This is a genomic window from Dehalogenimonas formicexedens, from assembly GCF_001953175.1.
GTDB classification, from domain to species: Bacteria; Chloroflexota; Dehalococcoidia; order Dehalococcoidales; family Dehalococcoidaceae; genus Dehalogenimonas; species Dehalogenimonas formicexedens.
In genome coordinates, this window is the sequence record NZ_CP018258.1 from 798,631 (window position 1) to 823,179 (window position 24,549).

Consider the following 24,549-nt stretch of genomic DNA (forward strand, 5'->3'; position numbering starts at 1 on the left):
GAATTTGCCTCTATTTTACAGGTTAAAAAAACCGGGGGACTTCACATGTCCCCCGGAATCAAGCTCTTAATATGGTGGGCTCGGCAGGTTTCGAACCTGCGACCAAGCGGTTATGAGCCGCCCGCTCTGACCACTGAGCTACGAGCCCGGTGGCGGTTATAGGTATTGTTCGCCCTCGGGTATCTCGTCTTCGGACTCTTCGTCACGTTCCACTTTTTTGCGTTCGAAACGGCTTTCTTTCTTTTGTCCTGTGGGTTTAATGACCGGCGGATAATCAAAAACGGGCTTTTCTTCTTCCCAGGTTTCAGTATCCGGATTCCATTTCATTTTTTCCTGAAGAGCCTGTTTTTCAGCCTCCATTTTCTGGAGTTCGCCCAACGCCCAATAACGTTCTTTTTCTTTTGGATCTACCGTTGTGGATTTCCTAGCCCAATTTGCGTAGTCCTTTTCCGCCGTTTCCTTCATATTCTGCTCGTCTTTTTCTTTTTCCTGTTTGACGAGCTCTTCTTTAGCCCACTCCACCCAAGCTTCAGGACCGCGGCCGCAGGCTTCCTGACGTTCCTCACGCCACCGTTTTAATGGATCCGGGTTTTTGATCTTGTCATCATCAGCCCGCCGTTGTGACTGCCACATCTTTTCCTTGGCTTTGTCTTGAGTGATCAAATAGCTATCGGGCGGCGTAGACATTACTTGAGAAAATGCCGCTGAAAGAATCCGGTCGCATTCCGCATTACAATTTGGACAATTTGTGATGGCGTCACATTCACTGAACGGTCTTCTGAGTTCAAATGTTTTGCGGCACTGCGGGCAAATATATTCGTAAATTGGCATGAGCAACCCCCACAAGAATTCGATTACTTTACGTTAAATTGTATCACTTCCAAACCTTTTTCATCAAGTTACAAGGCTAAATTTGTAGCCCGTTCTCTCACCGCTGCGTTTAGACCCTCCAACAATTTGCCTGGGGTGACACCGAACTTCTGTTCGCCGGTTCTTAACCTGACGGACACGGTGCCGGATTCAATCTCCTTGTCTCCTATGACAAGCATACATGGAATCTTATCCAATTGGGCTTGCCTGATCTTCTGATTAATGGTTTCGGAGCGATCATCCAAGTTCACCCTGTAGCCTGCTGCCTTGAGTTCGCGGGTCAGGTTACCAGCGTACTCCAGGTGTCGATCTGATATCGGAAGAACGGCTACCTGGACCGGGTGGAGCCACACCGGAAACGCCCCGGCATAATGCTCTATCAACAGACCGAAGAAGCGTTCCCATGATCCCAGTAACGCTCTGTGAACCATGTACGGCCGATGCTCCTGGCCATCCGCACCAACATAAACCATGTTGAACCGTTCCGGCAGGTTGAAATCGAACTGGATGGTCGTCATCTGCCATTCGCGGCCTAAGGCATCCTTGACTTTAAGGTCTATTTTCGGCCCGTAGAAGGCGCCGCCGCCTTCATCGATCTTGTACTTCAATCCCTGGGCGTCCATCACCTTCCGCAACACGTCCGCGGCTTTTTGCCATTGCTCTTCGGTACCGATAGCCTTCTCAGGGCGAGTAGCCAGGTAAAGCTGGTAGTCCTTGAAGCCGAACGTCTGCCAAATATGGAATGAGAACCGGATTACCTCGGCGATCTCGCTCTCCATTTGTTCGGGAGTGCAGAAAATGTGGGCGTCATCCTGAGTGAAGCCGCGGACCCGAAGCAGGCCAGTCAAGACGCCGCTGCGTTCGTAACGGTAGACGGTGCCAAGCTCGCACCATCTCAACGGCAGGTCACGGTAAGACCTGGTCTGCGACTTGTAATACAGTATGTGGAAGGGGCAGTTCATGGGTTTGACGTAATAGTCCTGCCCATCTATATCCATGGGAGAGTACATAATATCCTTGTAGTTCGCGAGGTGGCCTGATGTCTCCCATAATGTGCCGCGACCTATATGCGGGCTGTACAGTATTTCATAGCCGGCGTCATAATGTTCTCGGCGCCAGAATTCCTCGACCGTTGTTCTTATACGGCCAGCTTTGGGTCCGTAGATAATCAACCCTCCGCCCAATTCTTCAGGTGTGGCGAAGAGATCGAGTTGTTTGTTGAGCTTGCGGTGGTCCCTGGCTTCGAGCTCTTCGAGCTTTTTCAAGTATTCTTCAAGTTCAGCCTTGGTCGGAAAGGCCGTCCCGTAAATTCGCTGTAGCATCGGACGTTTCTCATCACCACGCCAATACGCGCCGGCGATTGATAATAATTTGAAGGCCTTGATACGGGCGGTATGAGATACGTGAGGCCCGCGGCACAGGTCAACAAAGTCACCGTCGCGGTAAATGGTGATATCCTCGCCTTCAGGTAGATCGGCGAGAACTTCAAGTTTATAGGGTTGGCCAGCGAAAATTTTCTCCACCTCCGCCCTGGAAACCGTTTCTTTTACGAACGGCAGGTTCTGTTTAACAATCTCTGCCATTTTCGCTTCTATCAATGGCAGATCTTCAGGAACCAACGCTCGCGGCAACTCGAAATCATAATAGAAACCAGTTTCTATCGACGGACCAATCCCCAGTTTGGTACCCGGAAACAGAGCGGTCACGGCATGTGCCAACACATGAGCTGCCGAATGGCGCATCATCGCCAGTTGTTGATCGATCGGTTCGTTCGCCAAATCTTCACCTCGTCCTTATGAGTTTGTTTTCCAACATTAAACTCACCGAATCGGGCAATTATAACGCCACCGGTATACCAAGGCAAAATCCTGGCATTTCCTTGACATGAATTTTAGCTCAACCTAAAATGGCTTCGACCCCTGGCTTAAAGGATCTTATATGAAATTTCTGGTAAACGGACAACAAACCTCGACCACTTCCGAACACAGATCTCAGCTTAACTATCTGGAATCATGCAAAGAATGGGTCAAGGAACTGACGGAGTCAAAAAAACTTGATGGCGCATACAGTTTTACCGACGGTGGCGGCTTATTTATTATTGATGCAGCCTCACACGAAGAATTGACCAGAATTCTCCTGAGTTTCCCGTTAAGCCATATCAGCAAATTCACTATCCAGCCCCTGGCTAACTTTGACGCCACAGCCGATGCCATAATCGAAGCCATGAGCGGCGTCACAGACATGCGCCACCACATATTCTGCCCGTAACTCACTGCAAGGCCGCAAGTTCATCCAGTCTCATCTGGATGCAAACCACGTGGAAGTAATGCTAAAATAGCCGGCGCATCGCGGAGGGTTGTCCGAGCGGCCTATGGTGACGGTCTTGAAAACCGTTGTCCGCGCAAGCGGACCGTGGGTTCGAATCCCACACCCTCCGCCATTTTATTTTCTTTTTCGCGAGCTTCTAACCGGCCGCCTGCGATCTCAGGTAGGCATCAATAAAAGGCGCGAGCTCGCCCTGTTCGAGAACAGCCGTGGTATTGCCCGTTTCATAATCCGTGCGATGGTCTTTGACCATCTTGTACGGATGTAAGACGTAACTTCGGATCTGACTGCCCCATTCGGCAGAGATCCGTTCACCTTTAAGCCTGGCACGTTCGATTTCCTGTTCAGCGATCTTGAACTTTAAAAGCCGGGCTTTCAGCAGGCTCATCGCTATTTCGCGGTTCTGATATTGAGAGCGTTCTGTTTGTGCGGTGACGACAGTGCCGGTCGGAACATGGGTCAGGCGCACGGCGCTGGACACTTTCTGGACGTTCTGCCCCCCGGCGCCGCTTGACCGGTAGGCTTCCATTTTTATGTCTTCAGGGTTGATCTCGACATCGGCGTCCGCTTCAGCTTCGGGCATAACCTCCACCAACGCGAATGAGGTGTGCCTGGCGTGATCGGAATCGAAAGGCGAAAGCCTGATCAGACGATGCACGCCATGTTCACTCCGCAGGTTGCCATAGGCGTACCGTCCGCGAAATATTACGGTGACACTTTTTATGCCGGCTTCATCGCCCGCAGACACGTCGAGCACTTCAGCGTCATAATCATGTTTCTCCGCCCAACGGAGATACATATTTAATAACATCTCCGCCCAATCCTGGCTTTCCACCCCACCGGCTCCGGCGTGGATCGAAAGGATTGCGCTGCGCTCATCGTAGGGACCGGAGTAAGCCAGTTCGAATTCCAGCTTGTCAAGCTCAGCGGTCAAGGTATCCAGGTCTTTCTGGATTTCAGTAAACAATGCCGGATCACCCTCGATGAGTTTGCTTAACTCATTCAGGTCGGAAAGCCGGTTTTCGAGGCTGCGCCATTGTTCCGCAGTCTTTTTTAACTCATTAAGCCTGCGCATGGTAACTTGCGCCTTCTGAGAATCCTGCCAAAATTCAGCGTTTCCGGTAATATGCTCCAGTTCTGCGATTTCTTTTTCTTTAGCAGGGATGTCAAAGACGCTCCAAGTCGTTAATTATCCGTTCAGACAGAGCGCTTAAGGGCGATGCAAATTCTGACATTATCTCTCCAATATCTTACTGCGGGAATGATTACCATAAACCCCAGCTGTTTTACGACCGGCAGCAAGGTGAGCTTGCCGAACGGGTTCGGGAAGCCTGTATCCTATATTCAATTTAAGCACCCAATCGACAGCAGTTTCAAGGCTGATCATATGGCCTACCGAGACAAATATTGGTTTAGTGCCTGCTCGGGTGCGAAGCACGCGTCCGATGATCTCTTTTCTGTCGGTTAGGGCGCACCCGTTGCCGATGTCTGGGCCGAGCTCCTGGTGCTCCCCGCACAGGCGGGATTTGGCACAGCCGATGGAGGGTTTACCCACAATCAACCCGAGGTGAGATGCGATACCCAACCGCCTGGGATGTGCTATCCCTTGTCCGTCGACCATAAAAAGGTCCGGTTCAACGTCTAATTTTTCAAGCGCCGGAAGGATCAAAGGCAATTCCCGGAACGATAATAAACCGGGGATATAAGGCATTGTCGCTGTGCCTTCGTGGATTGATTCGGCGACGATTTCGAGGGAGGGATAACTCATTACGACCACAGCGGACCTGCCAGTACTCCCCTGCCGGCCTACCGACACGTCAATCCCCGCAATAAGCTTGACTTCGACCGGTGTATCGGCACATACGATAGAAGAAGCCAAATCAGTCTGGAGCTTCACCGCTGAGGAATACGACAATTCAAACGGATGTAATTCGCTGATCATCACTTTATGTAATTATACCCGGTATGCAATTTACCTTCCATACTAAGCTGAGCTAACCGGGAGTATGATATTCCGAATCTGTTTGTATTTGACACTACTATCAGCATATTGGATAATACCCTAAAAAGAGAGAGAGAGTATTCCATAGCAGCATGCTTAAGATCAAACTTCGCAGAATGGGCGCCCCCAAAAGGCCAAGCTACAGAATGGTCGTTGCCGATTCCAAAACCTCCCGCGGCGGCGCTTTTCTTGAGATTGTCGGTCAATATGATCCGATGACAAATCCCGAAACCATCAAAGTCGAAGCGGAAAAAGCCAAGAGTTGGATCGGTAAGGGAGCCCAACCCACCGAGACGGTCAGCAGACTGTTGAAAAAAGCCGGGGTCCTGTAGGTCTCGATCCGTTAGCAAGGAGCCACCATGAAAGAGCTAGTGGAGTACATCGCCAAATCCCTGGCAGACAAACCTGAAGCGGTGATAGTCACTGAAGAACAGGAAGAGGAAGGCTTGAAGCTGACCCTCAAGGTAGATGACGGCGATAAGGGCCGTATCATCGGCAAACAGGGCCGGATCGCTCAGGCCATGCGGACGCTTATAAGGGTGAAAGCCGCAAAAGCCGGCACCAAAGCCAGGCTTGAAATTCTCTAAAATTAAGAACCATTTCAGATATTAAGAATGGGGGATGCGCCAACCGGTGCATCCCCCTTTCTTTTTTGCGACTGAGGACCTATCGTTTTGATATCAATTTACCTTCTTTATCACGCATCCCCCCGGAAAAGGTAAAGATAAAATCGACCCGAGTCCAGGTTCCGAGGCTATGAAGGGATTTCAAGACGAACAAAACCGTGCATACTTTTCCAAGGTACCATTGATAAGTGCGGAATTACCAAAGAATGAATACAAATAACCACGGCTCAACGCGATTTATCCGAGATCAGGGACTCGGGAATGAACTGTGTAAAAAAAGAGTCCTATTTTCAGGACTCTTTTTAGAATCGGGTTTATCAAGTCGAAGGAGGTGGTCGGAGGGAACCCTTACGGTGCTTCGCTTTTTCGGCGATTGCCAGACGCGCCATAGCCCGATGGAGGGCAGCTTCGCTTTCGGCGGCATCGAAACCGGGTTCGTATTTCTCCGACATTCGCTGTTCAGCCCGTTTGCGAGCTTCCTCTGCCCGAGCCAGATCGATCTCCTCGGCCCGTTCGCAGGTATCGGCAAGAACGATCACACGGTCCGGCCTGACTTCCAAGAATCCACCGGCAACGCAGAGCGAAAATTCCTCTGATCCTTTACGGGCTCGGAGTTCACCAGTTTTCAGGGCGGTCATCAATGGCGAGTGCTTGGGCAGGATGCCAAGTTCACCTTCAATACCGGGGGCGACTACGATATCGACGTCGTCGGAAAAGACGCTCCGTTCCGGCGTCACCACTTCTAATCTTATCGTTGCCAAATTTCCGACTCCGATACCATATCTAGTATTGTACCTTTAAAAACTCAATTGTTGTTAGGCAGCCATCTTGGCTGCGGCTTCGACGGCTTCATCAATGGTGCCGACCATGTAGAAGGCTTGCTCCGGCAGGGCATCATGTTTGCCTTCCAGGATTTCTTTGAAGCCGCGGATGGTTTCGGAAAGTGAAACATACTTGCCGGGACGCCCGGTGAAAATCTCCGACACGAAGAACGGCTGGGTCAAGAAGCGCTGAATCTTGCGGGCACGGGCAACCGTAGCCTTGTCTTCTTCTGAAAGCTCTTCCATGCCGAGAATGGCGATGACGTCCTGGAGGTCCTTGTAGCGTTGAAGCACCCGCTGCACTTCGCGGGCGGTGCGATAATGCTCTTCGCCAACGACGATAGGATCAAGGATGCGGGAGTTCGAAGCCAGGGGATCAACCGCCGGGAAAAGGGCCTGGGCCGCCAGAGAACGCTCAAGGGCGATGACCGCGTCCAGGTGGCCGAAGGTGGCAACGACGCCGGGGTCGGTGTAGTCGTCGGCCGGTACGTAAATGGCTTGGAACGAGGTGATCGAACCGTTTTTAGTTGTGGTGATGCGCTCCTGGAGGGCGCCCATTTCGGTAGCCAGCGTCGGTTGATAACCAACGGCCGAAGGCATGCGGCCGAGAAGGGCCGACACTTCAACACCGGCAAGCGTGTAGCGGTAGATATTATCGATGAAGAGAAGTACGTCGCGGTGCTCAACATCGCGGAAATATTCGGCCATGGTCAGGCCAGTCAGGGCGATTCTCAGGCGCACGGCGGGCAGTTCGTTCATCTGACCGAAAACCAGAGCGGTCTTGGCGATAACACCGGAGTCCTTCATTTCATGCCACAGGTCGTTACCTTCCCTGGATCTTTCGCCGACGCCGGCGAAGACCGAGAAGCCGCCGTGTTCCGAGGCGATGTTGCGGATAAGTTCCTGGATGATAACGGTTTTACCCACGCCGGCGCCGCCATAGGCACCGATCTTACCGCCTCTGGCAAACGGAGTGATGAGGTCGATAACCTTGATACCCGTTTCCAGCATCTGAGCGGTAGTTTCCTGCTGATCGAAAGGAGGGGCGTTTCGATGAATCGGCCAGCGTTCGGTGGTTTTGACTTCGCCTTCGCTGTCAAGAGGTTCACCCAGGACGTTGAAGATGCGTCCCAGCGCTCCCTGCCCTACCGGCACGCTAACCGGCGCGCCGGTGTCAACGACCTCGGTGCCACGGGCCAAGCCATCGGTCGGCATGAAGGAAAGGCATCGGACCCAGTTATTTCCAACGTGGGCCTGAACTTCCAGAACGATGCGCTCGCCCTGGTTGTCGATTTCAACAGCATTGAAGAGAGCCGGAAGTTCAGCTGATGGGAATTCAACGTCAACCACCGAGCCGATAACCTGTACAACTTTACCTTTGGCCATCAATTCCTCCTAGAGTTATGCCAGCGCCGCCACGCCGCCGACGATGTCGAGCAGTTCCGAAGTAATAGACTCCTGGCGCGCCTTGTTGTATTCAAGCGTCAATTCACCCACCAGTTCGTTGGCGTTCTGGGTGGCGTTTCTCATGGCCACCATGCGCGCCGATTGTTCACTGGCGATCGATTCCAGTATCAAATGGTAGACTTTCATTTCGATGTATCGGGGCAATAGAGAACCTAAAACACCGGCGGCATCCGGTTCAAATATGTATTCGACATTCTGCTGGGGCGGTACTTGCGCAGGTTCTACCGGCAGTAGTTTCACGACCTCAGGTTTCTGAACCAAAGTTGACACGAACTGGCTGTAAGCCACATAGACCTCGTCGACGGCGCCGGACTTGAAGTCATCCATAATTACCCGCGAAATGGGCAGGGTATCCATCAGAGTGGGTTTATCTCCAAGCCCAGTAAATTCAGCAACAATGTTTCGTTGCGAACGCCTCATGAAATCGAGCCCCTTTTTACCGACCACGATCATGTTCAGAGGTAGCTCTTTATGATCAATGGCAAAGGCCAGCGTCGCCCGGTTTATGTTTCCAACGAGCCCGCCTGAAAGACCACGGTCCGGGGTGATATGAAGGATGGCGACCTTCTTCACCGGACGTTGCTCTAAAAGGGGATGCCCAGCTTTGCCCTCGGACCTGGCCGAGAGAGCGGCGATGACAGCGGTTATTTTCTGGCTGTAAGGGCGCCCCGCCAAACCGCGATCCTGGGCTTTGCGCATCTTGGAGGCGGCGATCATCTCCATGGCACGCGTGATCTTGGCGATGTTCTTAACGCCGCGAATCCGCAGCCGTATGGCTCTTAGGTTAGCCATTTATCGTATGATCCTTCCCTAGGCTATAAAACTTTTCTTGAATTCGACCAGTGCGCCTTTGAGGGCCGTCTCGGTCTCGGGGCTAAAGACCTTGGTGTCGGCGATCCCTTTGGCAATCTGGGGGTAATTAGCCGACAAGAATTGGTAAAGGCTTGTTTCAAACCGTGACACATCGGAGACGGCGACATCGTCGAGGAACCCGTTGAGAAGGGCAAAGAAAATAATGACCTGATTTTCCACGGCAACGGGTTTGTATTGGAGTTGTTTCAGGACTTCAGTAATCCGTTGACCGCGCTCGATTTGTGCTCTAGTCGCCTTGTCGAGTTCAGACGTACCGAATTGAGCGAAAGCAGCCAAAGCCTGATATTGGCTCATTTCCAACTTAAGGCGGCCGGCAACCTTTCTCATAGCCTTGGTTTGGGCGGCCGAACCAACGCGAGACACGGAAATACCGACGTTCAGGGCAGGCCGAATGCCGGCGTTGAACAGATCAGGCTCAAGGTAGATCTGGCCGTCGGTAATCGAAATTACGTTGGTCGGAATATAAGCCGAAACGTCTTGGGCTTGAGTTTCAATAATCGGTAACGCGGTCAGGGAGCCACCGCCGTTTTCTTTGTTCAATTTGGCAGCGCGTTCCAGAAGTCGTGAGTGTAAATAGAAGACGTCGCCGGGATAGGCTTCTCGGCCCGGCGGGCGGCGAAGCAAAAGGGACAATTGGCGGTAGGCCCAAGCGTGTTTTGTCAGGTCGTCATAGACGATCAAAGCCTCTTTGCCGGTATCCATGAACTCTTCTCCCATGGCGCAACCGGAAAACGGAGCCAGGTACTGGAAAGCGGCCGGATCTGAGGCAGAGGCGGCTACAACAATGGTATGAGCCATGGCGCCGTATTTTTCAAGCGTACCGACAATCTGGGCGATCTTTGACGTCTTCAAACCGATAGCGACGTAGATGCAGATTAGATCGCCGCCCTTCTGATTGATAATGGTGTCCAGGGCGACGGCTGTTTTACCAGTGGAACGATCGCCGATAATGAGTTCCCGTTGACCACGGCCAATCGGAATCATTGAGTCGATTGCCTTGATACCGGTTTGAACCGGGGTATCGACGCCTTTTCGGGTGACGACGTTAGGCGCCACACGCTCGACGGCACGTCGCTTTGAGGTTTTTATTGGTCCTTTGCCATCGATGGGTTGGCCCAGAGGATTGACGACACGGCCGATCATTTCCATCCCGACGGGTACCTCGACCACGCGGTTGGTGCGCCTGACTTCATCGCCTTCTTTGATCAGGGTATCTTCTCCCAGTAGCACTGCGGCGACAGAGTCCTCTTCGAGGTTTAGGGCAATACCCATAACGCCGTTAGGGAACTCAAGCAGTTCGTTGTATTCCGCCGATGCCAGGCCGTGGATACGGGCGATACCATCGCCGACCTCGATCACCGTGCCGACGTCGGTAACGGTAACCTCTGCACCGAAGTTTTCGATCTGCTCTTTGATTACGGCAACTATGTCCAAACCTTTTTGCGCCATGTTCAAAACTCCTTTTGGAGTGGCCGAGTTATAATCTGGCCTGGTTAATTTCTCGTTTCAAATTTTCCAGACGGCGTGAGACACTGCCGTCGATAACTTTGTCACCTACCCTGGCTACGATTCCCCCCAGGAGAGACGGGTTTACCTTGGTTGTTATGTCAACCTGCTTACCGAACATAAGCGACAACTTTTGCTTGATTTCCACCGTCTCGGCTTCGGACAGGGGAACCGCGGCACTGACATTAGCGTGGGCTATTCCGTGCAGTTCGTCCAATCGGCGCTGATAATCGGTAAAAATATCAGGCATCAGTGCCAGACCACCGCGCTCGACAAGTAGGTACAGCAAGTTGACCGCCAGCGGATTGACGCCTTTCAATTTCGGTTCGAGCGCTTCTCTTTTTGCGGCTACTGACACGCGGGGATTCTCGAGGAAAAAGAGTACATCCCGGTCTTGCACCATGCGGACCAACGTTTCAAGGTTGTCCCGCCATGTGTTGAAGTTCTGGTGCTTGGCGGCAATTTCAAAAATCGCCTGTCCATACCGCATGGCTTGGGCGTAGGCACTTTTTCCCAAAGTAACCCTCTAGTTCTTTCTCAACGCGGCGCTCTCTTCGAGCACCTGGTCAATCATTTCGCGATGGGCTGCTTTATCGAGAGATTTTCCGATAACCCTGCCGGCCGCAAGAATGGTCAGATCGGCGAATTCTTTACGCAACTCATCGATCACTTCATCGCGCTCACGGCGGATGTCAGCCTTGGCTCGTTGCAACAGAGCTTCCGCCTCAGCTTGGGCTTCCACCTTGGCTTTTTCCCTGATCTCTTCGCCGGTCTTGGCCGCCCGTTCAATCACCTGTTGACCTTGTTTGGAGGCTTCGGCGATCTGCTGTTTGAAGTCCTCTTGCGCTTTCTCGGCCTGCGCCTTCATCACCTCTGCCTGTTCCAGGCTTTCTTTGATGCGCCGGCTCCGTTCGTCCATCATTTTTAGGATGGGTTTGTAAGCCAAGACCGATAAAAGCAGGAACAGAATCCCGAAATTTACCAGTTGCGCAATAAATGAAGGCAGGTTAATGCCTAGTGCTCCCATGGTCTTATCCTCCTTGGTAGTCTAGGCGACAAAGATCAAAATGATAGCGACAACCAGGGCATAGATCGCGACGGCTTCAGTCAAAGCCAGGGCGAAAAGGAAGTTGGTAAAGATGGTGCCCCGCGCTTCGGGATTACGGCTGACCGCGTTAACCGCGCCCATGCCCAGAATGCCAAGACCTACGCCAGGGCCGATGGCGCCCAAGCCCATTGCCAAACCTGCTGCTAAGAGTCGTACCGCTGCTTCGTCCATTGATTGATCCCCTTTCTTGAACTTCTCGTTATATTTCCCTAGTGAGATGCGGCCTCAGCGATTGCTGCTCCGCCGTGTTCCGAGCTGTGGGATTCACCCTCAGCTTCATGGGAAGACACGGCCATGAAAGCGAAGACCAGGGTAAGCCCGGCGAAAATGAGCGCCTGAATATACCCCACGAACAATTCCAGTACGTAGAACGGGATGGCCACGATGAAAGGCGCAAGGAACAACATAGAGATAAGTAAGATTTCGCCGCCGGTCATGTTGCCGAAAAGACGGAAGGTAAAAGAGAGAAGTCGGATGAACTCAGAAAGCAGTTCGATTAAACCGATGAAGATATCGATGGCGCCCATAAAAATGTCCATGACGCCATCTTTTAGTTTGCCGGTGAATAATTCCTTCCATCCGCGGATAAATTTCTTAAAATTGAAGAACTTGCTCAGGTAATGAAATACACCCAGCGTCCGCAAGCCCCAGTATTCGACCATGACGAATGAAACAACCGCTAACACCAGGGGGAAATTGATATCGGTATTGGCGCCGCGAAACAAGATGACGGCGCCTTCGTGGGTGTCGATGAGGATGGATCCGTAACCGGGGATGAGGTTCATCCAGGCATTGGTAATGACGAAAAGGAAGATGGTTGCCATCAGCGGGAAGAACTTACGGCCGTTCTTCTCTCCGGCGATGTCCGTGCAGAAGGAGAAGAGGTGATCGATGATGGATTCGGCAACTGCCTGTAGTCTGCCAGGCACCAGTTTCATTCTTCGGGTGGCAAGGAAAAAGAAAACGGCTAAAACGACTATGCTTATCCAGGCGGTCAACATGGTGTTGGTAATTGCGATGCCGCCGATGTGGGCAATGGCTTCAGCGGGCAGTTCCGGTCTGGGTTGATCGACGATGATCCAACTGGGCAAACTGACATTTTTGATAATGGATCGGCCGATAGCGCCTGCCAGGAGGCTGACAATAGACAGAGCCAGAACGATAATTAAAGAGGCAATAAAGACCGGTTTTGACAGCCCGATTATTTTCTTTTGAGGCGCTTTTGGCACTATCGATTATCCTTGTCTATTCGTTGCTATTATCCGGCGGCTTCGGCATCATCCGGTAAGCGCCGTAAAACGCGACTACCAAACCCAGGAAAAGCCCGACTATCAACAGCAGAGGTCCGGTGTTAAGCTTGGAATCCAGCCATCGACCCAGGAGAATCCCTCCCAGGATCATCAGGCTGATATACCAGCCGATCCCGATGAACTGCAGGCCGGTTCGCCATCGGTTCATCCCTGCCTCAAAAAACCCGACAAAGCATATCAGAAGCGCCCATTGGGGTCAAGTCCTAATACTGATAAAACAATTGTCTAAAAACGGGAACAAATGGCCAATCCATTTGACTAGCCAACGACCCCAAACTATACTGGACTATTCTATGATTTTTCTCCCGGCGGCATCGTTGTTCGCATTGGAAGATTACTAAGATGTTAGATCCAACAAAACTTCAGGACTGGCAGATAGCGGAAGAATCCGAAAAGTCGATGAGACCGGTATCCCGGCTGGCGGCTGAATGGGGCATTCTGGAAAATGAACTCTTGCCCTACGGACATTATTTGGGCAAAGTGGATTACGCCCAAGTACTGGAACGTCTCAAAAATGAGTCCGATGGCATGTACATCGACGTCACCGCAATCACCCCTACCCCGCTCGGCGAAGGCAAAAGCACCACAACGATCGGACTTGTTCAAGGGTTAGCCAAGAGAAAAGGCAACGTTTCGGGGGCAATCCGCCAACCGTCCGGCGGGCCGACTTTCAATATTAAGGGATCGGCGGCCGGAGGCGGGCTTTCTCAATGTATTCCTCTGACTCCTTTTTCGCTCGGTTTAACCGGTGACATCGATTGCGTCACTAACGCGCACAATCTCGCTATGGTAGCTTTGACTGCCCGATTACAGCACGAAGCCAACAACACCGACGAATTTTTGGCAAAACGCAAGCTACCCAGGCTGAATATCGATCCCAATAATATTCCAATGCGATGGGCCATGGATTTCTGCGCTCAATCATTGCGGGATATCATCATCGGGCTCGGCGGCAAAACCGATGGTTACATGATGCGCTCGGGCTTTGCCATATCGGTAAGTTCGGAGGTCATGGCTATTTTGGCGGTGTTCACCAGCCTTCGTGACCTGCGCGAGCGCATCGGACGCATCGTCGTCGCCTATGATCGGCAGGGCAATCCGGTCACTACCCACGACCTTGAAGTCGATGGAGCGATGACTGCCTGGCTGGTCCGGGCTTCAAATCCGAATCTTCTCCAGACAATTGAAGGACAACCCGTGATGGTCCACGCCGGGCCGTTCGCCAACATCGCCGTCGGCCAGTCTTCTATCGTCGCCGACAGAGTCGCCCTGAAATTATCTGATTACCATGTAACTGAAAGTGGCTTTGGCGCCGACATAGGCTTTGAAAAATTCTGGAACATCAAGTGCCGGGTCAGTGGATTGAAACCTAATTGCGCCGTAATTGTTGCCACGGTGCGCGCCCTGAAGATGCACGGAGGCGGTCCGACTGTTAAACCGGGTAAACCGCTGGACGCAGCGTACACCCAGCCTAACCCGGTTCTCGTTGAGCAGGGGGCGGCAAACCTCGTCGCCCACATTGAAACGGTGAAACAGTCAAGTATTATCCCGGTGGTTTGTATCAATCATTTCTCAACGGATTCCGAAGAAGAAATCTCCATCGTCAAAAGAGAAGCTGAACGCGCCGGAGCCAGGGTCGCCGTCTCGCGCCATTGGCTCCTGGGCGGTGAAGGCGCCCTCGAGCTGGCGGACGCGGTTATCGATGCCTGCCAAGAGAAAAATGACTTCAAGTTGTTATACGAAAGCTCCTTGCCCCTGACCTCCCGCATCGAGAAGATCGCAAGGCAGGTGTACGGTGCCGATGGGGTATCCTACACGCCGGAAGCCAAAGCTAAAGCCGAAGCCATCGAAGCTGACGCTTCCAAATCGGATTTTGCTACCTGCATGGTTAAGACCCACCTGAGTTTGTCTCACGATCCCAACTTGAAAGGCCGGCCTTCCGGGTGGGTTCTTCCTATACGGGATATCCTTACATATAATGGCGCCAGATTTGTTGTCCCGGTGGCCGGAGATATTAAATTGATGCCGGGGACGTCTTCCGACCCTGCATTCCGCCGCATCGATGTCGATGTCGAAACAGGCAAAGTCAAAGGCCTGTTTTAGGTTTGAACACCATGAATAAGCCGATCACCGTCCGTTTCGAGCCCCAGGGCATCTCAGCTCCCGCACACGAAGGTGACAACCTGCTGGAAATCGCCAGGAGCGTGGGTGTCGGCATCGCTGCCTCGTGCGGTGGCGATGGGGTTTGCGGCACTTGCAGGGTATCCATTAAAAAGGGTGACGTAGAAACATCTCCGGGTTCGATCCTTTGCAACGAAGATGTTGCTAACGGCGTGCGGCTGGCGTGCCAGACCCGGATTTTGACAGACCTGATCGTGTACGTATTACCCGAAGCCCAAGCGCCTGCTTCAAGCGGGCACCTTCGTTCGCTGGTCACTCGAGAAGAAGTCATGGCGGCATCCGGTTGGCGGTTCGCCCCGCCGGTCTTCAAACTTTTTATAGCGCTACCCCCGCCGAATTTGCGGGATAATTCAAGCGATCTTACCCGCCTGGCCCGGGCTCTCGAATCTCACGGCATTGAGAATCCTTCGATTGCGCTTGCTTTTTTGAAAAAATTGCCCGGCGCAGTTAGAGAATGCAATTGGAAAATCACTCTCACGGCGCTGAAAGAACAACATGGACTGCGGTTGATCGACGTGGAAGGAGGCGACACCAGAGACCGGAATTACGGGATCGCCTTCGACATCGGGACCACCGGCATCCGCGGGGAACTTCTGGACCTGAACGAAGGCAAGGTCCTGGCCCAGGGGGTTGAGTACAATGGTCAACGCGCCTACGGCGACGATGTGATCAGCCGGATCAATTACTCCGGAAAAAGGGACGGCCTGACCCAACTGCAACGGGCGGTGGTCTCGACCATGAACAAGATCGCATCGGACATGGCTTCCCGTGCCAGCGTCAATACGTCGCAGATAGCCCATGTCATGGTTGCTGCGAACACTACCATGGTCCAATTGATGACGGGAGTGGAGCCAAAATATCTGAGACTCGAGCCTTACGTGCCAACTGCTTCTGTCTTTCCTGTTGTTTCCGCAGGAGAAATCGGTCTTGACCTGGGGTACGACGTGCCCGTCTCGACGATTCCATCGGTCGCCAGCTACATTGGCGGCGATATCGTGTCCGGTCTCGTGGGAACCGGAATATTCCAGCGTTCCGACACGGTGCTGTATATCGATATAGGCACAAACGGAGAAATCGTGGTCGGCAACCGGGAATGGATGGTGTCCGCTTCTTGCTCAGCTGGCCCGGCTTTCGAAGGCGGTGGCATCCGACATGGCATGCTGGCGACAGCAGGAGCGATCGAATCGTTCAGGATTGGCGCCGACGGGAGCCCGAACATCACCACAATCGGCGGAGACAAACCCCGCGGCATTTGCGGCGCCGGCTTGATTAGCGCGATATCGGCTCTGTATTTAAACGGAATCATCAACCAAAGAGGCAAATTTAATATCGAGGCTTCAAAACACGTTCGGGATGGAGAGGACGGCCCGGAATACCTGCTTGTTCAGGCGGGTGAGACGTCGATCGGTAAAGATATAGTCTTGACTGAAATCGATGTTGAAAACCTGATTCGCGCCAAGGGGGCGATGTACGCCGGCTATCAAACACTTCTGGCAAGCGTGGACCTCACCTTCGATGGTTTAGTAAACGTTATCGTGGCCGGTACCTTCGGCAGCCATCTCGATATCGAAGATGCAATTACCATCGGGTTATTGCCGGACATCGACCGCGGTAAATTCGTGTTTGTCGGGAACGGCTCTCTTCTCGGCGCACGCCTGTCCAGTTTTTCAACTGAACTTATTGAAGCCGGCAGGAAGGTCGCCGGGCTTATAACCAACATTGAGCTTTCGGAAAATGTTTCATTTATGGAAAATTACACGGCTTCCATGTTTTTACCCCACACCGATGCAAGCCTCTTCCCTTCAGTCAGCCACGGCGTGATCAAATCGGGGGGTACACAGTCGACATGACCATTTCCATTGCCATGGCGGGCAAGGGGGGTACCGGCAAAACCTCCATTGCTTGCCTGATCGTCCGTTATCTCATAAAACAGCGTAGGGTCCCTGTCCTGGCAGTCGATGCCGACCCTGCAGCAAATCTTGACCTTGGCCTGGGTGTGAATGTTGAAAAAACCATTGGCTCCATTTTGGCTGGTTACAACGAGAATAAACTTGTTATTCCACCGGGTATGTCCAAGGAAGCTCTACTGGACTTGAAACTGAACGAGTCGATATTTGAAAGCCAGGATTTTGACTTAATAACCATGGGCCGGGGAGAAGGAGCGGGCTGCTATTGTTTTCCGAACAATGTCCTGAAATCCTTCATCGACAAACTTTTGCCAAACTATAAGTTCATGGTTATGGATAACGAAGCCGGACTTGAGCATCTAAGCCGCGGCACAACCGAGTCTATCGACCATCTGCTGCTCGTCTCAAACCATTCAGTAAAGGGCGTACGTACCGTCGGTACGATAATCCAATTGGTAAAAGAACTGAGACTTAACATCAAACATCGGTGGGTCATCTTGAACCAGGCTCCCGAGACAATCGATCCACTTGTTGAAGCGGAATTCGGCAGGCTGGGCATCTCGATAGGAGCCGCGATACCGGAAGACCGTCTAATAATGGAATACGACTGGCACCAGCGGTCGCTGCTGGATATGCCCGGAGACTCGGCGTCGGTCCAGGCAATCGATAAAATGATGAACCAGATTCTTTCAAAGAATCCGAGTGAGGTTAATTCATGACGGCCAGGATTATAAGCGGTACCGAAATTTCTAAGCAGATTCGCGAAGAACTTAAAAATGAAATTGAGATGCTTCGCGCCCGCCACCATGTCATACCCGGTCTGGCCACCGTCATCGTGGGCAATGATCCGGCGTCCCAAACCTATGTCGGTTCCAAGGTCAGAGCCTGCCAGGAGTTGGGGATATTCTCGGCCAATTATCCATTGCCGGAAGAAACGTCCGAGAAGGAATTGCTCTACCTCATCAAAACTTTGAATGACGATCCGAGGATCAACGGCATCCTGGTGCAGGTGCCGCTGCCGAAACATATCGATGAAAACAGGGTTCTGACGGCGATCTCGCCCGACAAAGACGTGGACGGGTTCCATCCCATCAACATCGGGCGTTTGGTTATCGGCGAAAAATCCCTGCTGCCGTGTACCCCTGCCGGCATCCAGCAGATGCTGATCCGAAGCAATGTCGATACCGAAGGTGCGGAAGTGGTAGTCGTGGGGCGGTCAAACATCGTGGGCAAGCCAATAGCCAACATACTGTTGCAGAAGGCCGCCGGAGCCAACGCCACGGTGACCGTCTGCCATTCTGCTACACATGATATGGCCAACCATACCCGAAGGGCTGACATCCTCATCGCGGCCATTGGTAAACCACGGTTTATCACCGCCGATATGGTGAAACCGGGCGCCACGGTCATAGATGTGGGAACCAATGAGATCGGCAAAACTCCAGCCGGCAAGAGAATCTTGTGTGGAGACGTCGATTTTGATAATGTTAAGGCCGTCGCAAGCGCCATCACGCCGGTTCCGGGGGGCGTCGGCCCGATGACAATCGTTATGCTGATGGCAAACACAGTCAAAGCCGCCAAGATGGCTCACGGCTTGAAATAGCCGAGATTATTCCACCTCCAGACGAGAGGAACTTTTATGGCTGTAGATATTCCCAGGATCAATTATTCCGGTAGTATACGTTCAATCAGTCTCGGTGATAGACAGCAAGTCATGGTCGGCGGCGAACAGAGATATTCATTTTACGGTTTTGAAGGATCTTCACCGAATCCGCCCCGTATCGCCATGGAAGTTTATGATGAAGCTCCATTAGATTGGCCCGAGGCGGCACAGGCGCCCTTCGCCGGTGAGATGAACGATCCGGTCGCATGGGCAAGAAAGTGCGTCGAGGTGTACGGGGCAGAGATGATCTGCCTGCAACTCCAGAGCACCGACCCGAACGGAACCAACCGGGATGCAGACGCAGCAGCCAGGGTGGTTTCCCAAGTAGCCCACTCAATCGATGTGCCTTTGATTGTCTGGGGTACGGCCAACCATGAAAAAGATACCGAGGTGCTGCGGGCTGTGGCGGAAGCGGTACAGGACCGGCGCCTTGTCCTTGGTCCTGTGGAAAAAGGTGATTACAAAAAGATAGCGGCAGCGGCAATGGCATACAAGCATACCGTCATTGCGTCCAGCCCTATCGATATCAACCTTGCCAAGCAGTTAAATATCCTGATGGCTAACCTGGGAGTCAATCCCAACGAGATGATAATGGATCCAACGGTGAGTTCTATCGGCTACGGCATCGAATACGCATATTCTGTGATGGAACGTATCCGGATGGCGGCGCTCACGCAACAGGATGAAAAGCTCCAATTCCCGCTCATCTGTAATATCGCCCGGGAAACCTGGAAATCCAAAGAAGCCAAAATCGCAGAATCCGAAGACCCCAGGCTGGGAGATGCCGAAAAAACGCGGGCATTACCCTGGAAGCCATGAGCGCCACGTTACTGCTTTTGGCTGGCGCCGATATACTGGTGATGCGGCATCCTGAGGCTATTAGACTGGTTAAGGATATGATCGACGATCTTAGCTGATCTCGATATTTAGCGATTCCGAGGTTAACATTATGTCAACGATTATTGCCACTGCTGCCATAAACGGCGCTCACCAGTTGGTAGACCGGGGCTGAATCTGCCTGGCGGAACGCTCTGGTAACCAAAGGTAGCGGCCAACCAGTCGGTTTTCCCAAATACGGCTTACTTCCTTCCGGTAATTTACGGCGTAACCGGTCAAAAAGTAGAGACCCTCGGCGATGTGGCACACGCAATAGCCAAATGCCGCGAGATGCTGCCTCCGGTCATGAAACCTGAGGACGCTCTCTTATCACTGGATCCGGTGCTCAATGCCGGCATGGCGGCTCTGTTCGCCGAAGAGATCATTGAGGCGATCCGATACCTGGAACAGCCTGATTATTACACCAAGACCGAGGATCCGATTGACGACAATATCTGGCTTGGCGCCGCCGATGACGTCATCCTGAGAAAAAGGGGCGTCGAGTTCGTTGACGGGACCGCCCCTGGTTTTGCTGCTATTCTTGGCGCGGCGCCCTCCGATGAAATCGCCGTAAAAATTGCGACTGAACTGCAGCAGAAAAACCTCTATACCTTTATGAGCGCGGCCAGCGGCGACCAACTATTAGCGCGGCAGTTACTGCGTTCTGGCATCCAGGTCGGCTGGCCGACCCGGCTGGTGCCCTTCGGTCCGGACACCTCGTCGACCGTTTTCGGGATCGGCTTTGCCGTGCGAGTCGCCCTCTCTTTTGGCAACGTCATTCCGGGGCAGGCGAAGAGCTTGTTTGAATACTGCAAAAACAGGGTTTACGCCTTTGTGATGGCTCTTGGCGAAGTGAGCGAAGAATGGGCGGCTACCGCGGCGGGTGCTCTCAACTTCGGCTTTCCGGTTATTGCCGATTCTGCCATTCCCGAAATTCCAAATGCCATCGTATCGAATGTTTCTCAAGATAAAATCGTCAACCGGGCGATCGATGTCCGTGGGCTCAAGATCGTGATCAACGAAGTCCCGGTCCCGGTGGCTTACGGCCCTGCTTACGAAGGTGAGCGTGTCAGGGGTGAAGACATCTACCTTGAATGCGGTGGCGGGCGCACGCCGATGGTAGAGTGGGTAACTTCAAGGCCGATCGACGAAGTCACTGACGGTGCGGTTGAAGTCAGTGGACCTGAATTAGATGAGGTTCCCGCCGGCAGCAAACTGCCGTTGGCCATCGTTGTCGAAGTCGCCGGAAGGCAAATGCAGGACGATTACGAGCCCATTCTGGAAAGGCAGATCCATCACCTCATCAATTACGCCCAGGGTGTCATGCACATCGGCCAGAGGGATATTGCATGGTTAAGGGTGAGCAAAGGGGCGGTTGAAAAAGGGTTCAGGCTGAGTCATATCGGAAAATTGCTCCACGCCAAGTTGCACCAGGATTTCGGCCGCATCTTCGATAAAATGCAGGTAACCCTTTACACCCGCACCGAGGACGTGCTGGCGATCGTTGCCAAAGCCAAAGAGGCCTACGCCGCTCGTGATGCCCGCATCGAGGGAATGACCGATGAATCTGTGGAGACCTTTTATTCCTGCCTGTTGTGCCAGTCCTTCGCCCCGTCCCATGTATGCGTGATCAGTCCGGAACGGACCGGGCTCTGCGGGTCCTACAACTGGATGGATTGCAAGGCATCCTTTGACATCAACCCCATCGGTCCCAACCAGCCAGTATCCAAAGGCCAGACTCTCGACCCGCGCCTGGGCCAGTGGAAAGGCGTTAACGAATATGTTTTCAAAGCGTCGCGGGGTAACGTGGACCATTATAATTTTTACAGCATCATATCGGATCCTATGACCGCCTGCGGCTGTATGGAATGCATTTCCGCCATACTCCCCTTGTGCAACGGAGTTATGACGGTCAACCGAGAATACACCGATATGACGCCCTGCGGTATGAAATTCACCACGCTGGCCGGGACCATCGGCGGCGGCGTTACTACACCCGGTTTCGTGGGGCATTCCAAGTACAATATCACCCAACGGAAATTCCTGGCCGCCGAAGAGGGGATTAAGCGGCTGGTCTGGATGCCCCGTTCCCTTAAAGAAGAGATCGCCGATCTTTTTAACGAGCGGGCAAACGAGATTGGCATCCCGGATCTATTGAACCGGGTTGCCGACGAGACCGTTGGTACGACGGAAGAGGCCATTCTTTCCTTCCTGACCGAGATGAATCACCCGGCGCTCTCGTTAGATCCGCTGTTATAACAAAGGAGACACCATGGCCCTTTCAGGGATTGAAATTTTCAAATATCTACCGAGAACAAATTGTGGTAAATGCGGCGTGCCCACCTGCCTGGCTTTCGCCATGAGTCTGGCTGCCGGTAAGGCCGAGTTGAGCGCCTGCCCTTTTGTAACCGCCGAGTCAAAGGCAAAACTTGAGGAAGCTTCTGCGCCGCCCATCCGCCCCATAACGATAAGCACTGGAAACAAGACGCTCAAAGTCGGTGGAGAGACGGTTTTATTCCGGCATGAGAAAAGGTTTGAGAATCCCCCGGGACTGGCGATTACGATCAGCGATACCATGCCTGAAGCTGAAATCGATCGCCGTTTGAAAGCTTTGAAGTTCTACACTTATAACCGCGTTGGAGCGACCCTCCGTCCGGAACTGGTGGCTCTGAAATATGAGTCCGGCAACCCGGAAACTTACGCATCTTTGGCAAGCCGAGCCAAAGCCGAAACCGACGCAGGCATCATCCTGCTGTGCAAAGCCGTCGATGGTATAGTAGCTGCGGCTAATGCCTGCTCAGAAAGAAAACCAGTTCTTTGCGCTATCACAGAATCAAACCTTGACCTGCTGGCTCCAATTGCGGTCGATTACAAGCTGCCAGTTGTAGCGCGAAGCGAAAGCCTGGATGGGTTGGCCGAATTGACCGACCGGTTGGTCAAACTTGGCATCAAGGACATAATCCTGGATTCCGGAGCCCGAAACATCAAAAGCGCCCTGGCGGATCAAGTTGCCCTACGCAGGTTGGCTTTGCTAAAGAAGTTCCGGTTATTGGGTTATCCGACGATCGCCTTTCCTGGCGAAATGACGGATAACCCCCTGAAAGAAGCGCTGATTGCTTCGATCATGGTAGCGAAATACGCGGGGATAATCGTCTTGTCGGATTTTCGGGGAGAGACCCTTTTCCCGCTCCTGGTAGCACGGATGAACCTTTTCAGCGACCCCCAGAGGCCCCAGGCTACCGCCGAGGGCATCTATGAGATAAACGGACCCGATGAGAACTCTCCTGTTGCCATCACCTGCAATTTCTCGCTGACTTATTTCATCGTCTCCGGCGAGATCGAGAACACCCGGATGCCTGCCCACCTCTTGATCAAGGACACTGAAGGGCTTTCCGTGATGACTGCCTGGGCCGCCGGAAAGTTCGGCGCCGATAACATCGGCGGATTCGTCAAAAAGAGCGGTATTGCCGACCGGATCAAGCACCGCAAGATTATTATCCCTGGATACATTGCCCAGGAAAGCGGCGGCCTCGAAGAACAGCTACCTGGTTGGGAGATTATGGTAGGACCCCGGGAAGCGGCTCACCTCCTGTCATATCTAAAATCGAACTGGAAATAGATTGAAGCCGAACGAACAGAAGCCGAAGCTACCTTCGCCTCCGGGATACGACCAGGCGTACGGCCAATCCTATGAATTGGCTTTTGATCGACTCACCGAGGTTGATCCGACGATATTGGGAATGCGCAGCGGCGCCTCGCTTGGGCCGGGCCAGGGTATAAAGCTAGATTTTTTGAATTTTCCGGTCATCGTCGACATCAGACAGCGCAGCGTGACCGCAGCAGGGTTTCCTCTACTTTCGATTTCAGATAAACTGGTTATCCTGCACTACCTTGTCACGGCCGGGGGCAAACCGGCTTCGGGCAAATTGATTTCGTTCAAAGACCTCCCCGAGGGTTCGGGTTATTTCCCAACGTTCTACAAAAGGGCGATCGCTCCGATTGTCAATATATTCAACAAGTCCGTTGGTGATCTAATCGGCGCGGCAAAAAATATTGGTGGAACCCAAATCGCTATGGGCGATCTGGGTTTATCGATCCCTGTCTTTGCCAGGGTCACCTTGAACTGGGTATTCTGGCGCGGCGATGACCTTTTGCCACCCGAGGGTTCGATTTTGTTCGATGCCAGCATCACGGATTATCTCCCTGTCGAAGATGTTGCCGTTTTATGCCATTCGGTTGCCAACCGGTTAGCCGCCTGAAAAATGCCAAATCATAGACAGCCTGACCCTGCTGGAATATAATAATTTAGATATAAACTTTATGGAAAGTACCGAAAAGATCAAGGTCCTCCTTGCCGACGATCACGTTATCGTTCGTGAGGGCACAAAAGAACTGGTTCAGCGACAACCGGATATGCAGGTCGTGGCTGAAGCCAGCGATGGTGTCGAAGCGGTGGAATTGGCGCGCGTCTATAGACCTGACGTCATTGTAATGGATATCGCAATGCCGAACATGAACGGTATCGAAGCGACCAAGCAAATCAAGAAGATCCAGCCTTCTACCGCTGTCTTGATACTGACTGCCTATGATAGCGACCAATACATCATGGCTTTGCTAGAGGCCGGAGCCGCGGGGTACCTGCTAAAAAACGTTCGCGGCAATCAACTCATAGACGCCATTAGAGCGGTATATTCCGGAGAGTCGATTCTCCAACCCTCCACTACTCGCCGTGTTATCGATCATCTCAAGGTAAAGGCAGTTAAAACTGATGATGACACCTCTTCCAACACTCTTACCGAAAGGGAGATGGAAGTGCTAAAACTGGCAGCTAGAGGCGTAAGTAACAGGGATATCGCCGAGCAGCTTTTTGTAAGCACCAGGACGGTACAAACCCATCTTTCAAACATATTCAAAAAATTAGATGTCGCTTCGCGTACCGAAGCGATTTTGTATGATCTGAAGCGGGGCTGGTTCTATATGGAGGAATTGCCATAGGCGCGGTTAGTGCCAGTAC

24 protein-coding genes, 2 tRNA genes and 1 pseudogene are annotated in these 24,549 nt (G+C 52.6%); 13 read left to right on the plus strand and 14 right to left on the minus strand.

What is annotated here, in order from left to right; all coding sequences use genetic code 11:
• Nucleotides 1-72: 72 nt before the first annotated feature.
• The 3 genes from Dform_RS04300 to thrS all read right to left on the minus strand — a co-directional run bounded on the left by Dform_RS04300 (nt 73) and on the right by thrS (nt 2,615).
• A tRNA-Ile gene (locus Dform_RS04300) sits at nt 73-148 on the minus strand.
• 8 nt (nt 149-156) lie between these two features.
• The gene (locus Dform_RS04305; protein WP_076003935.1) at nt 157-831 is read right to left on the minus strand and encodes an FmdB family zinc ribbon protein; all 675 of its coding nucleotides are present in this window, start codon (nt 829-831) and stop codon (nt 157-159) included.
• Nucleotides 832-899: 68 nt separating this feature from the next.
• Nucleotides 900-2,615, minus strand: a complete 1,716-nt coding sequence (thrS, locus tag Dform_RS04310; RefSeq protein ID WP_076005060.1) for a threonine--tRNA ligase — start codon at nt 2,613-2,615, stop codon at nt 900-902.
• 193 nt (nt 2,616-2,808) lie between these two features.
• On the opposite strand from thrS, the gene Dform_RS04315 reads away from it, so the two are divergent.
• A complete protein-coding gene (locus Dform_RS04315) occupies nt 2,809-3,138 on the plus strand; it encodes a hypothetical protein (RefSeq protein WP_076003936.1) in 330 nt (109 codons plus the stop codon).
• A gap of 82 nt (nt 3,139-3,220) precedes the next feature.
• Nucleotides 3,221-3,310: transfer RNA gene (locus tag Dform_RS04320), tRNA-Ser, on the plus strand.
• Nucleotides 3,311-3,334: 24 nt separating this feature from the next.
• On the opposite strand, the gene prfB is transcribed toward Dform_RS04320, so the two are convergent.
• Both prfB and nfi read right to left on the minus strand, forming a co-directional pair.
• A protein-coding gene (gene prfB / locus Dform_RS04325; RefSeq protein ID WP_099092352.1) for a peptide chain release factor 2 occupies nt 3,335-4,430 on the minus strand; the annotation gives its coding sequence in 2 pieces (ribosomal slippage) (nt 3,335-4,363 and nt 4,365-4,430; 1,095 coding nt in all).
• Nucleotides 4,430-5,137, minus strand: a complete 708-nt coding sequence (gene nfi, locus Dform_RS04330; protein WP_076003938.1) for a deoxyribonuclease V — start codon at nt 5,135-5,137, stop codon at nt 4,430-4,432. Before nfi ends, prfB begins: the two co-directional genes overlap by 1 nt.
• Nucleotides 5,138-5,289: 152 nt before the next feature.
• Here nfi and rpsP point away from each other — a divergent pair, with 152 nt between their 5' ends.
• Together rpsP and Dform_RS04340 are read left to right on the plus strand one after the other, a co-directional pair.
• On the plus strand, nt 5,290-5,529 hold the full coding sequence (rpsP, locus tag Dform_RS04335) for a 30S ribosomal protein S16 (RefSeq protein ID WP_076003939.1): 240 nt from the start codon (nt 5,290-5,292) through the stop codon (nt 5,527-5,529).
• 27 nt (nt 5,530-5,556) lie between these two features.
• Nucleotides 5,557-5,784, plus strand: coding sequence for a KH domain-containing protein (locus Dform_RS04340; protein WP_076003940.1), 228 nt, complete (start codon nt 5,557-5,559; stop codon nt 5,782-5,784).
• Between the two features lie 356 nt (nt 5,785-6,140).
• Here Dform_RS04340 and Dform_RS04345 read toward each other — a convergent pair whose 3' ends face one another.
• The 9 genes from Dform_RS04345 to Dform_RS04385 are packed head-to-tail and all read right to left on the minus strand — an operon-like array spanning nt 6,141 to nt 13,056.
• Nucleotides 6,141-6,584, minus strand: coding sequence for a F0F1 ATP synthase subunit epsilon (locus Dform_RS04345; protein ID WP_076003941.1), 444 nt, complete (start codon nt 6,582-6,584; stop codon nt 6,141-6,143).
• Nucleotides 6,585-6,638: 54 nt separating this feature from the next.
• Nucleotides 6,639-8,030, minus strand: a complete 1,392-nt coding sequence (gene atpD, locus Dform_RS04350; protein WP_076003942.1) for a F0F1 ATP synthase subunit beta — start codon at nt 8,028-8,030, stop codon at nt 6,639-6,641.
• Between the two features lie 15 nt (nt 8,031-8,045).
• Nucleotides 8,046-8,903 (minus strand): ATP synthase F1 subunit gamma, encoded by an 858-nt coding sequence (gene atpG, locus Dform_RS04355; RefSeq protein ID WP_076003943.1) that lies wholly within the window; start codon nt 8,901-8,903, stop codon nt 8,046-8,048.
• Nucleotides 8,904-8,921: 18 nt separating this feature from the next.
• Nucleotides 8,922-10,433 carry a F0F1 ATP synthase subunit alpha gene (gene atpA / locus Dform_RS04360; protein ID WP_076003944.1) on the minus strand — a complete coding sequence of 504 codons (1,512 nt, stop codon included), beginning with the start codon at nt 10,431-10,433 and terminating at the stop codon, nt 8,922-8,924.
• 28 nt (nt 10,434-10,461) lie between these two features.
• Nucleotides 10,462-11,007 carry a F0F1 ATP synthase subunit delta gene (locus tag Dform_RS04365; RefSeq protein WP_076003945.1) on the minus strand — a complete coding sequence of 182 codons (546 nt, stop codon included), beginning with the start codon at nt 11,005-11,007 and terminating at the stop codon, nt 10,462-10,464.
• Between the two features lie 9 nt (nt 11,008-11,016).
• A complete protein-coding gene (gene atpF, locus Dform_RS04370) occupies nt 11,017-11,517 on the minus strand; it encodes a F0F1 ATP synthase subunit B (protein ID WP_076003946.1) in 501 nt (166 codons plus the stop codon).
• Nucleotides 11,518-11,538: 21 nt separating this feature from the next.
• A complete protein-coding gene (gene atpE, locus Dform_RS04375) occupies nt 11,539-11,769 on the minus strand; it encodes an ATP synthase F0 subunit C (protein WP_076003947.1) in 231 nt (76 codons plus the stop codon).
• A gap of 38 nt (nt 11,770-11,807) precedes the next feature.
• Nucleotides 11,808-12,827, minus strand: coding sequence for a F0F1 ATP synthase subunit A (locus tag Dform_RS04380; RefSeq protein WP_076003948.1), 1,020 nt, complete (start codon nt 12,825-12,827; stop codon nt 11,808-11,810).
• 16 nt (nt 12,828-12,843) lie between these two features.
• Nucleotides 12,844-13,056 carry an AtpZ/AtpI family protein gene (locus Dform_RS04385; protein WP_076003949.1) on the minus strand — a complete coding sequence of 71 codons (213 nt, stop codon included), beginning with the start codon at nt 13,054-13,056 and terminating at the stop codon, nt 12,844-12,846.
• A gap of 194 nt (nt 13,057-13,250) precedes the next feature.
• On the opposite strand from Dform_RS04385, the gene Dform_RS04390 reads away from it, so the two are divergent.
• From Dform_RS04390 to Dform_RS04430, 9 genes and pseudogenes are all read left to right on the plus strand, one after another.
• Nucleotides 13,251-15,011, plus strand: a complete 1,761-nt coding sequence (locus tag Dform_RS04390) for a formate--tetrahydrofolate ligase (RefSeq protein WP_076003950.1) — start codon at nt 13,251-13,253, stop codon at nt 15,009-15,011.
• Nucleotides 15,012-15,022: 11 nt separating this feature from the next.
• Nucleotides 15,023-16,939, plus strand: coding sequence for an ASKHA domain-containing protein (locus Dform_RS04395; RefSeq protein ID WP_076005061.1), 1,917 nt, complete (start codon nt 15,023-15,025; stop codon nt 16,937-16,939).
• Nucleotides 16,936-17,715, plus strand: a complete 780-nt coding sequence (locus Dform_RS04400) for an ATP-binding protein (protein ID WP_076003951.1) — start codon at nt 16,936-16,938, stop codon at nt 17,713-17,715. Before Dform_RS04395 ends, Dform_RS04400 begins: the two co-directional genes overlap by 4 nt.
• Nucleotides 17,712-18,599, plus strand: a complete 888-nt coding sequence (gene folD / locus Dform_RS04405) for a bifunctional methylenetetrahydrofolate dehydrogenase/methenyltetrahydrofolate cyclohydrolase FolD (protein WP_076003952.1) — start codon at nt 17,712-17,714, stop codon at nt 18,597-18,599. The genes Dform_RS04400 and folD overlap by 4 nt, the downstream gene beginning before the upstream one ends.
• A gap of 36 nt (nt 18,600-18,635) precedes the next feature.
• Complete coding sequence (locus Dform_RS04410) at nt 18,636-19,478, plus strand: acetyl-CoA decarbonylase/synthase complex subunit delta (RefSeq protein WP_225973732.1); 843 nt, start codon at nt 18,636-18,638, stop codon at nt 19,476-19,478.
• A gap of 130 nt (nt 19,479-19,608) precedes the next feature.
• Nucleotides 19,609-21,794, plus strand: a pseudogene (gene acsB / locus Dform_RS04415) (acetyl-CoA decarbonylase/synthase complex subunit alpha/beta).
• A 13-nt stretch (nt 21,795-21,807) separates the two neighbouring features.
• Nucleotides 21,808-23,154 (plus strand): acetyl-CoA decarbonylase/synthase complex subunit gamma, encoded by a 1,347-nt coding sequence (gene acsC / locus Dform_RS04420; RefSeq protein WP_076003953.1) that lies wholly within the window; start codon nt 21,808-21,810, stop codon nt 23,152-23,154.
• 1 nt (nt 23,155) lies between these two features.
• Entirely contained in the window at nt 23,156-23,794 is a 639-nt protein-coding gene (locus tag Dform_RS04425) for a DUF3786 domain-containing protein (protein WP_076003954.1), read from the plus strand.
• 61 nt (nt 23,795-23,855) lie between these two features.
• Nucleotides 23,856-24,530, plus strand: coding sequence for a response regulator transcription factor (locus Dform_RS04430; RefSeq protein ID WP_076003955.1), 675 nt, complete (start codon nt 23,856-23,858; stop codon nt 24,528-24,530).
• Nucleotides 24,531-24,549: the final 19 nt, after the last annotated feature.

Coding starts and splice junctions, on each gene's coding strand:
- folD (WP_076003952.1), top strand. CDS start 17,712: ATGACGGCCAGGATTATAAGCGGTACCGAAATTTCTAAGCAGATTCGC.
- thrS (WP_076005060.1), bottom strand. CDS start 2,615: ATGATGCGCCATTCGGCAGCTCATGTGTTGGCACATGCCGTGACCGCT.
- Dform_RS04340 (WP_076003940.1), top strand. CDS start 5,557: ATGAAAGAGCTAGTGGAGTACATCGCCAAATCCCTGGCAGACAAACCT.
- Dform_RS04430 (WP_076003955.1), top strand. CDS start 23,856: ATGGAAAGTACCGAAAAGATCAAGGTCCTCCTTGCCGACGATCACGTT.
- Dform_RS04305 (WP_076003935.1), bottom strand. CDS start 831: ATGCCAATTTACGAATATATTTGCCCGCAGTGCCGCAAAACATTTGAA.
- Dform_RS04410 (WP_225973732.1), top strand. CDS start 18,636: ATGGCTGTAGATATTCCCAGGATCAATTATTCCGGTAGTATACGTTCA.
- Dform_RS04385 (WP_076003949.1), bottom strand. CDS start 13,056: ATGAACCGATGGCGAACCGGCCTGCAGTTCATCGGGATCGGCTGGTAT.
- Dform_RS04395 (WP_076005061.1), top strand. CDS start 15,023: ATGAATAAGCCGATCACCGTCCGTTTCGAGCCCCAGGGCATCTCAGCT.
- atpF (WP_076003946.1), bottom strand. CDS start 11,517: ATGGGAGCACTAGGCATTAACCTGCCTTCATTTATTGCGCAACTGGTA.
- Dform_RS04400 (WP_076003951.1), top strand. CDS start 16,936: ATGACCATTTCCATTGCCATGGCGGGCAAGGGGGGTACCGGCAAAACC.
- nfi (WP_076003938.1), bottom strand. CDS start 5,137: ATGATCAGCGAATTACATCCGTTTGAATTGTCGTATTCCTCAGCGGTG.
- rpsP (WP_076003939.1), top strand. CDS start 5,290: ATGCTTAAGATCAAACTTCGCAGAATGGGCGCCCCCAAAAGGCCAAGC.
- atpG (WP_076003943.1), bottom strand. CDS start 8,903: ATGGCTAACCTAAGAGCCATACGGCTGCGGATTCGCGGCGTTAAGAAC.
- atpD (WP_076003942.1), bottom strand. CDS start 8,030: ATGGCCAAAGGTAAAGTTGTACAGGTTATCGGCTCGGTGGTTGACGTT.
- acsC (WP_076003953.1), top strand. CDS start 21,808: ATGGCCCTTTCAGGGATTGAAATTTTCAAATATCTACCGAGAACAAAT.
- atpE (WP_076003947.1), bottom strand. CDS start 11,769: ATGGACGAAGCAGCGGTACGACTCTTAGCAGCAGGTTTGGCAATGGGC.
- Dform_RS04315 (WP_076003936.1), top strand. CDS start 2,809: ATGAAATTTCTGGTAAACGGACAACAAACCTCGACCACTTCCGAACAC.
- atpA (WP_076003944.1), bottom strand. CDS start 10,433: ATGGCGCAAAAAGGTTTGGACATAGTTGCCGTAATCAAAGAGCAGATC.
- Dform_RS04390 (WP_076003950.1), top strand. CDS start 13,251: ATGTTAGATCCAACAAAACTTCAGGACTGGCAGATAGCGGAAGAATCC.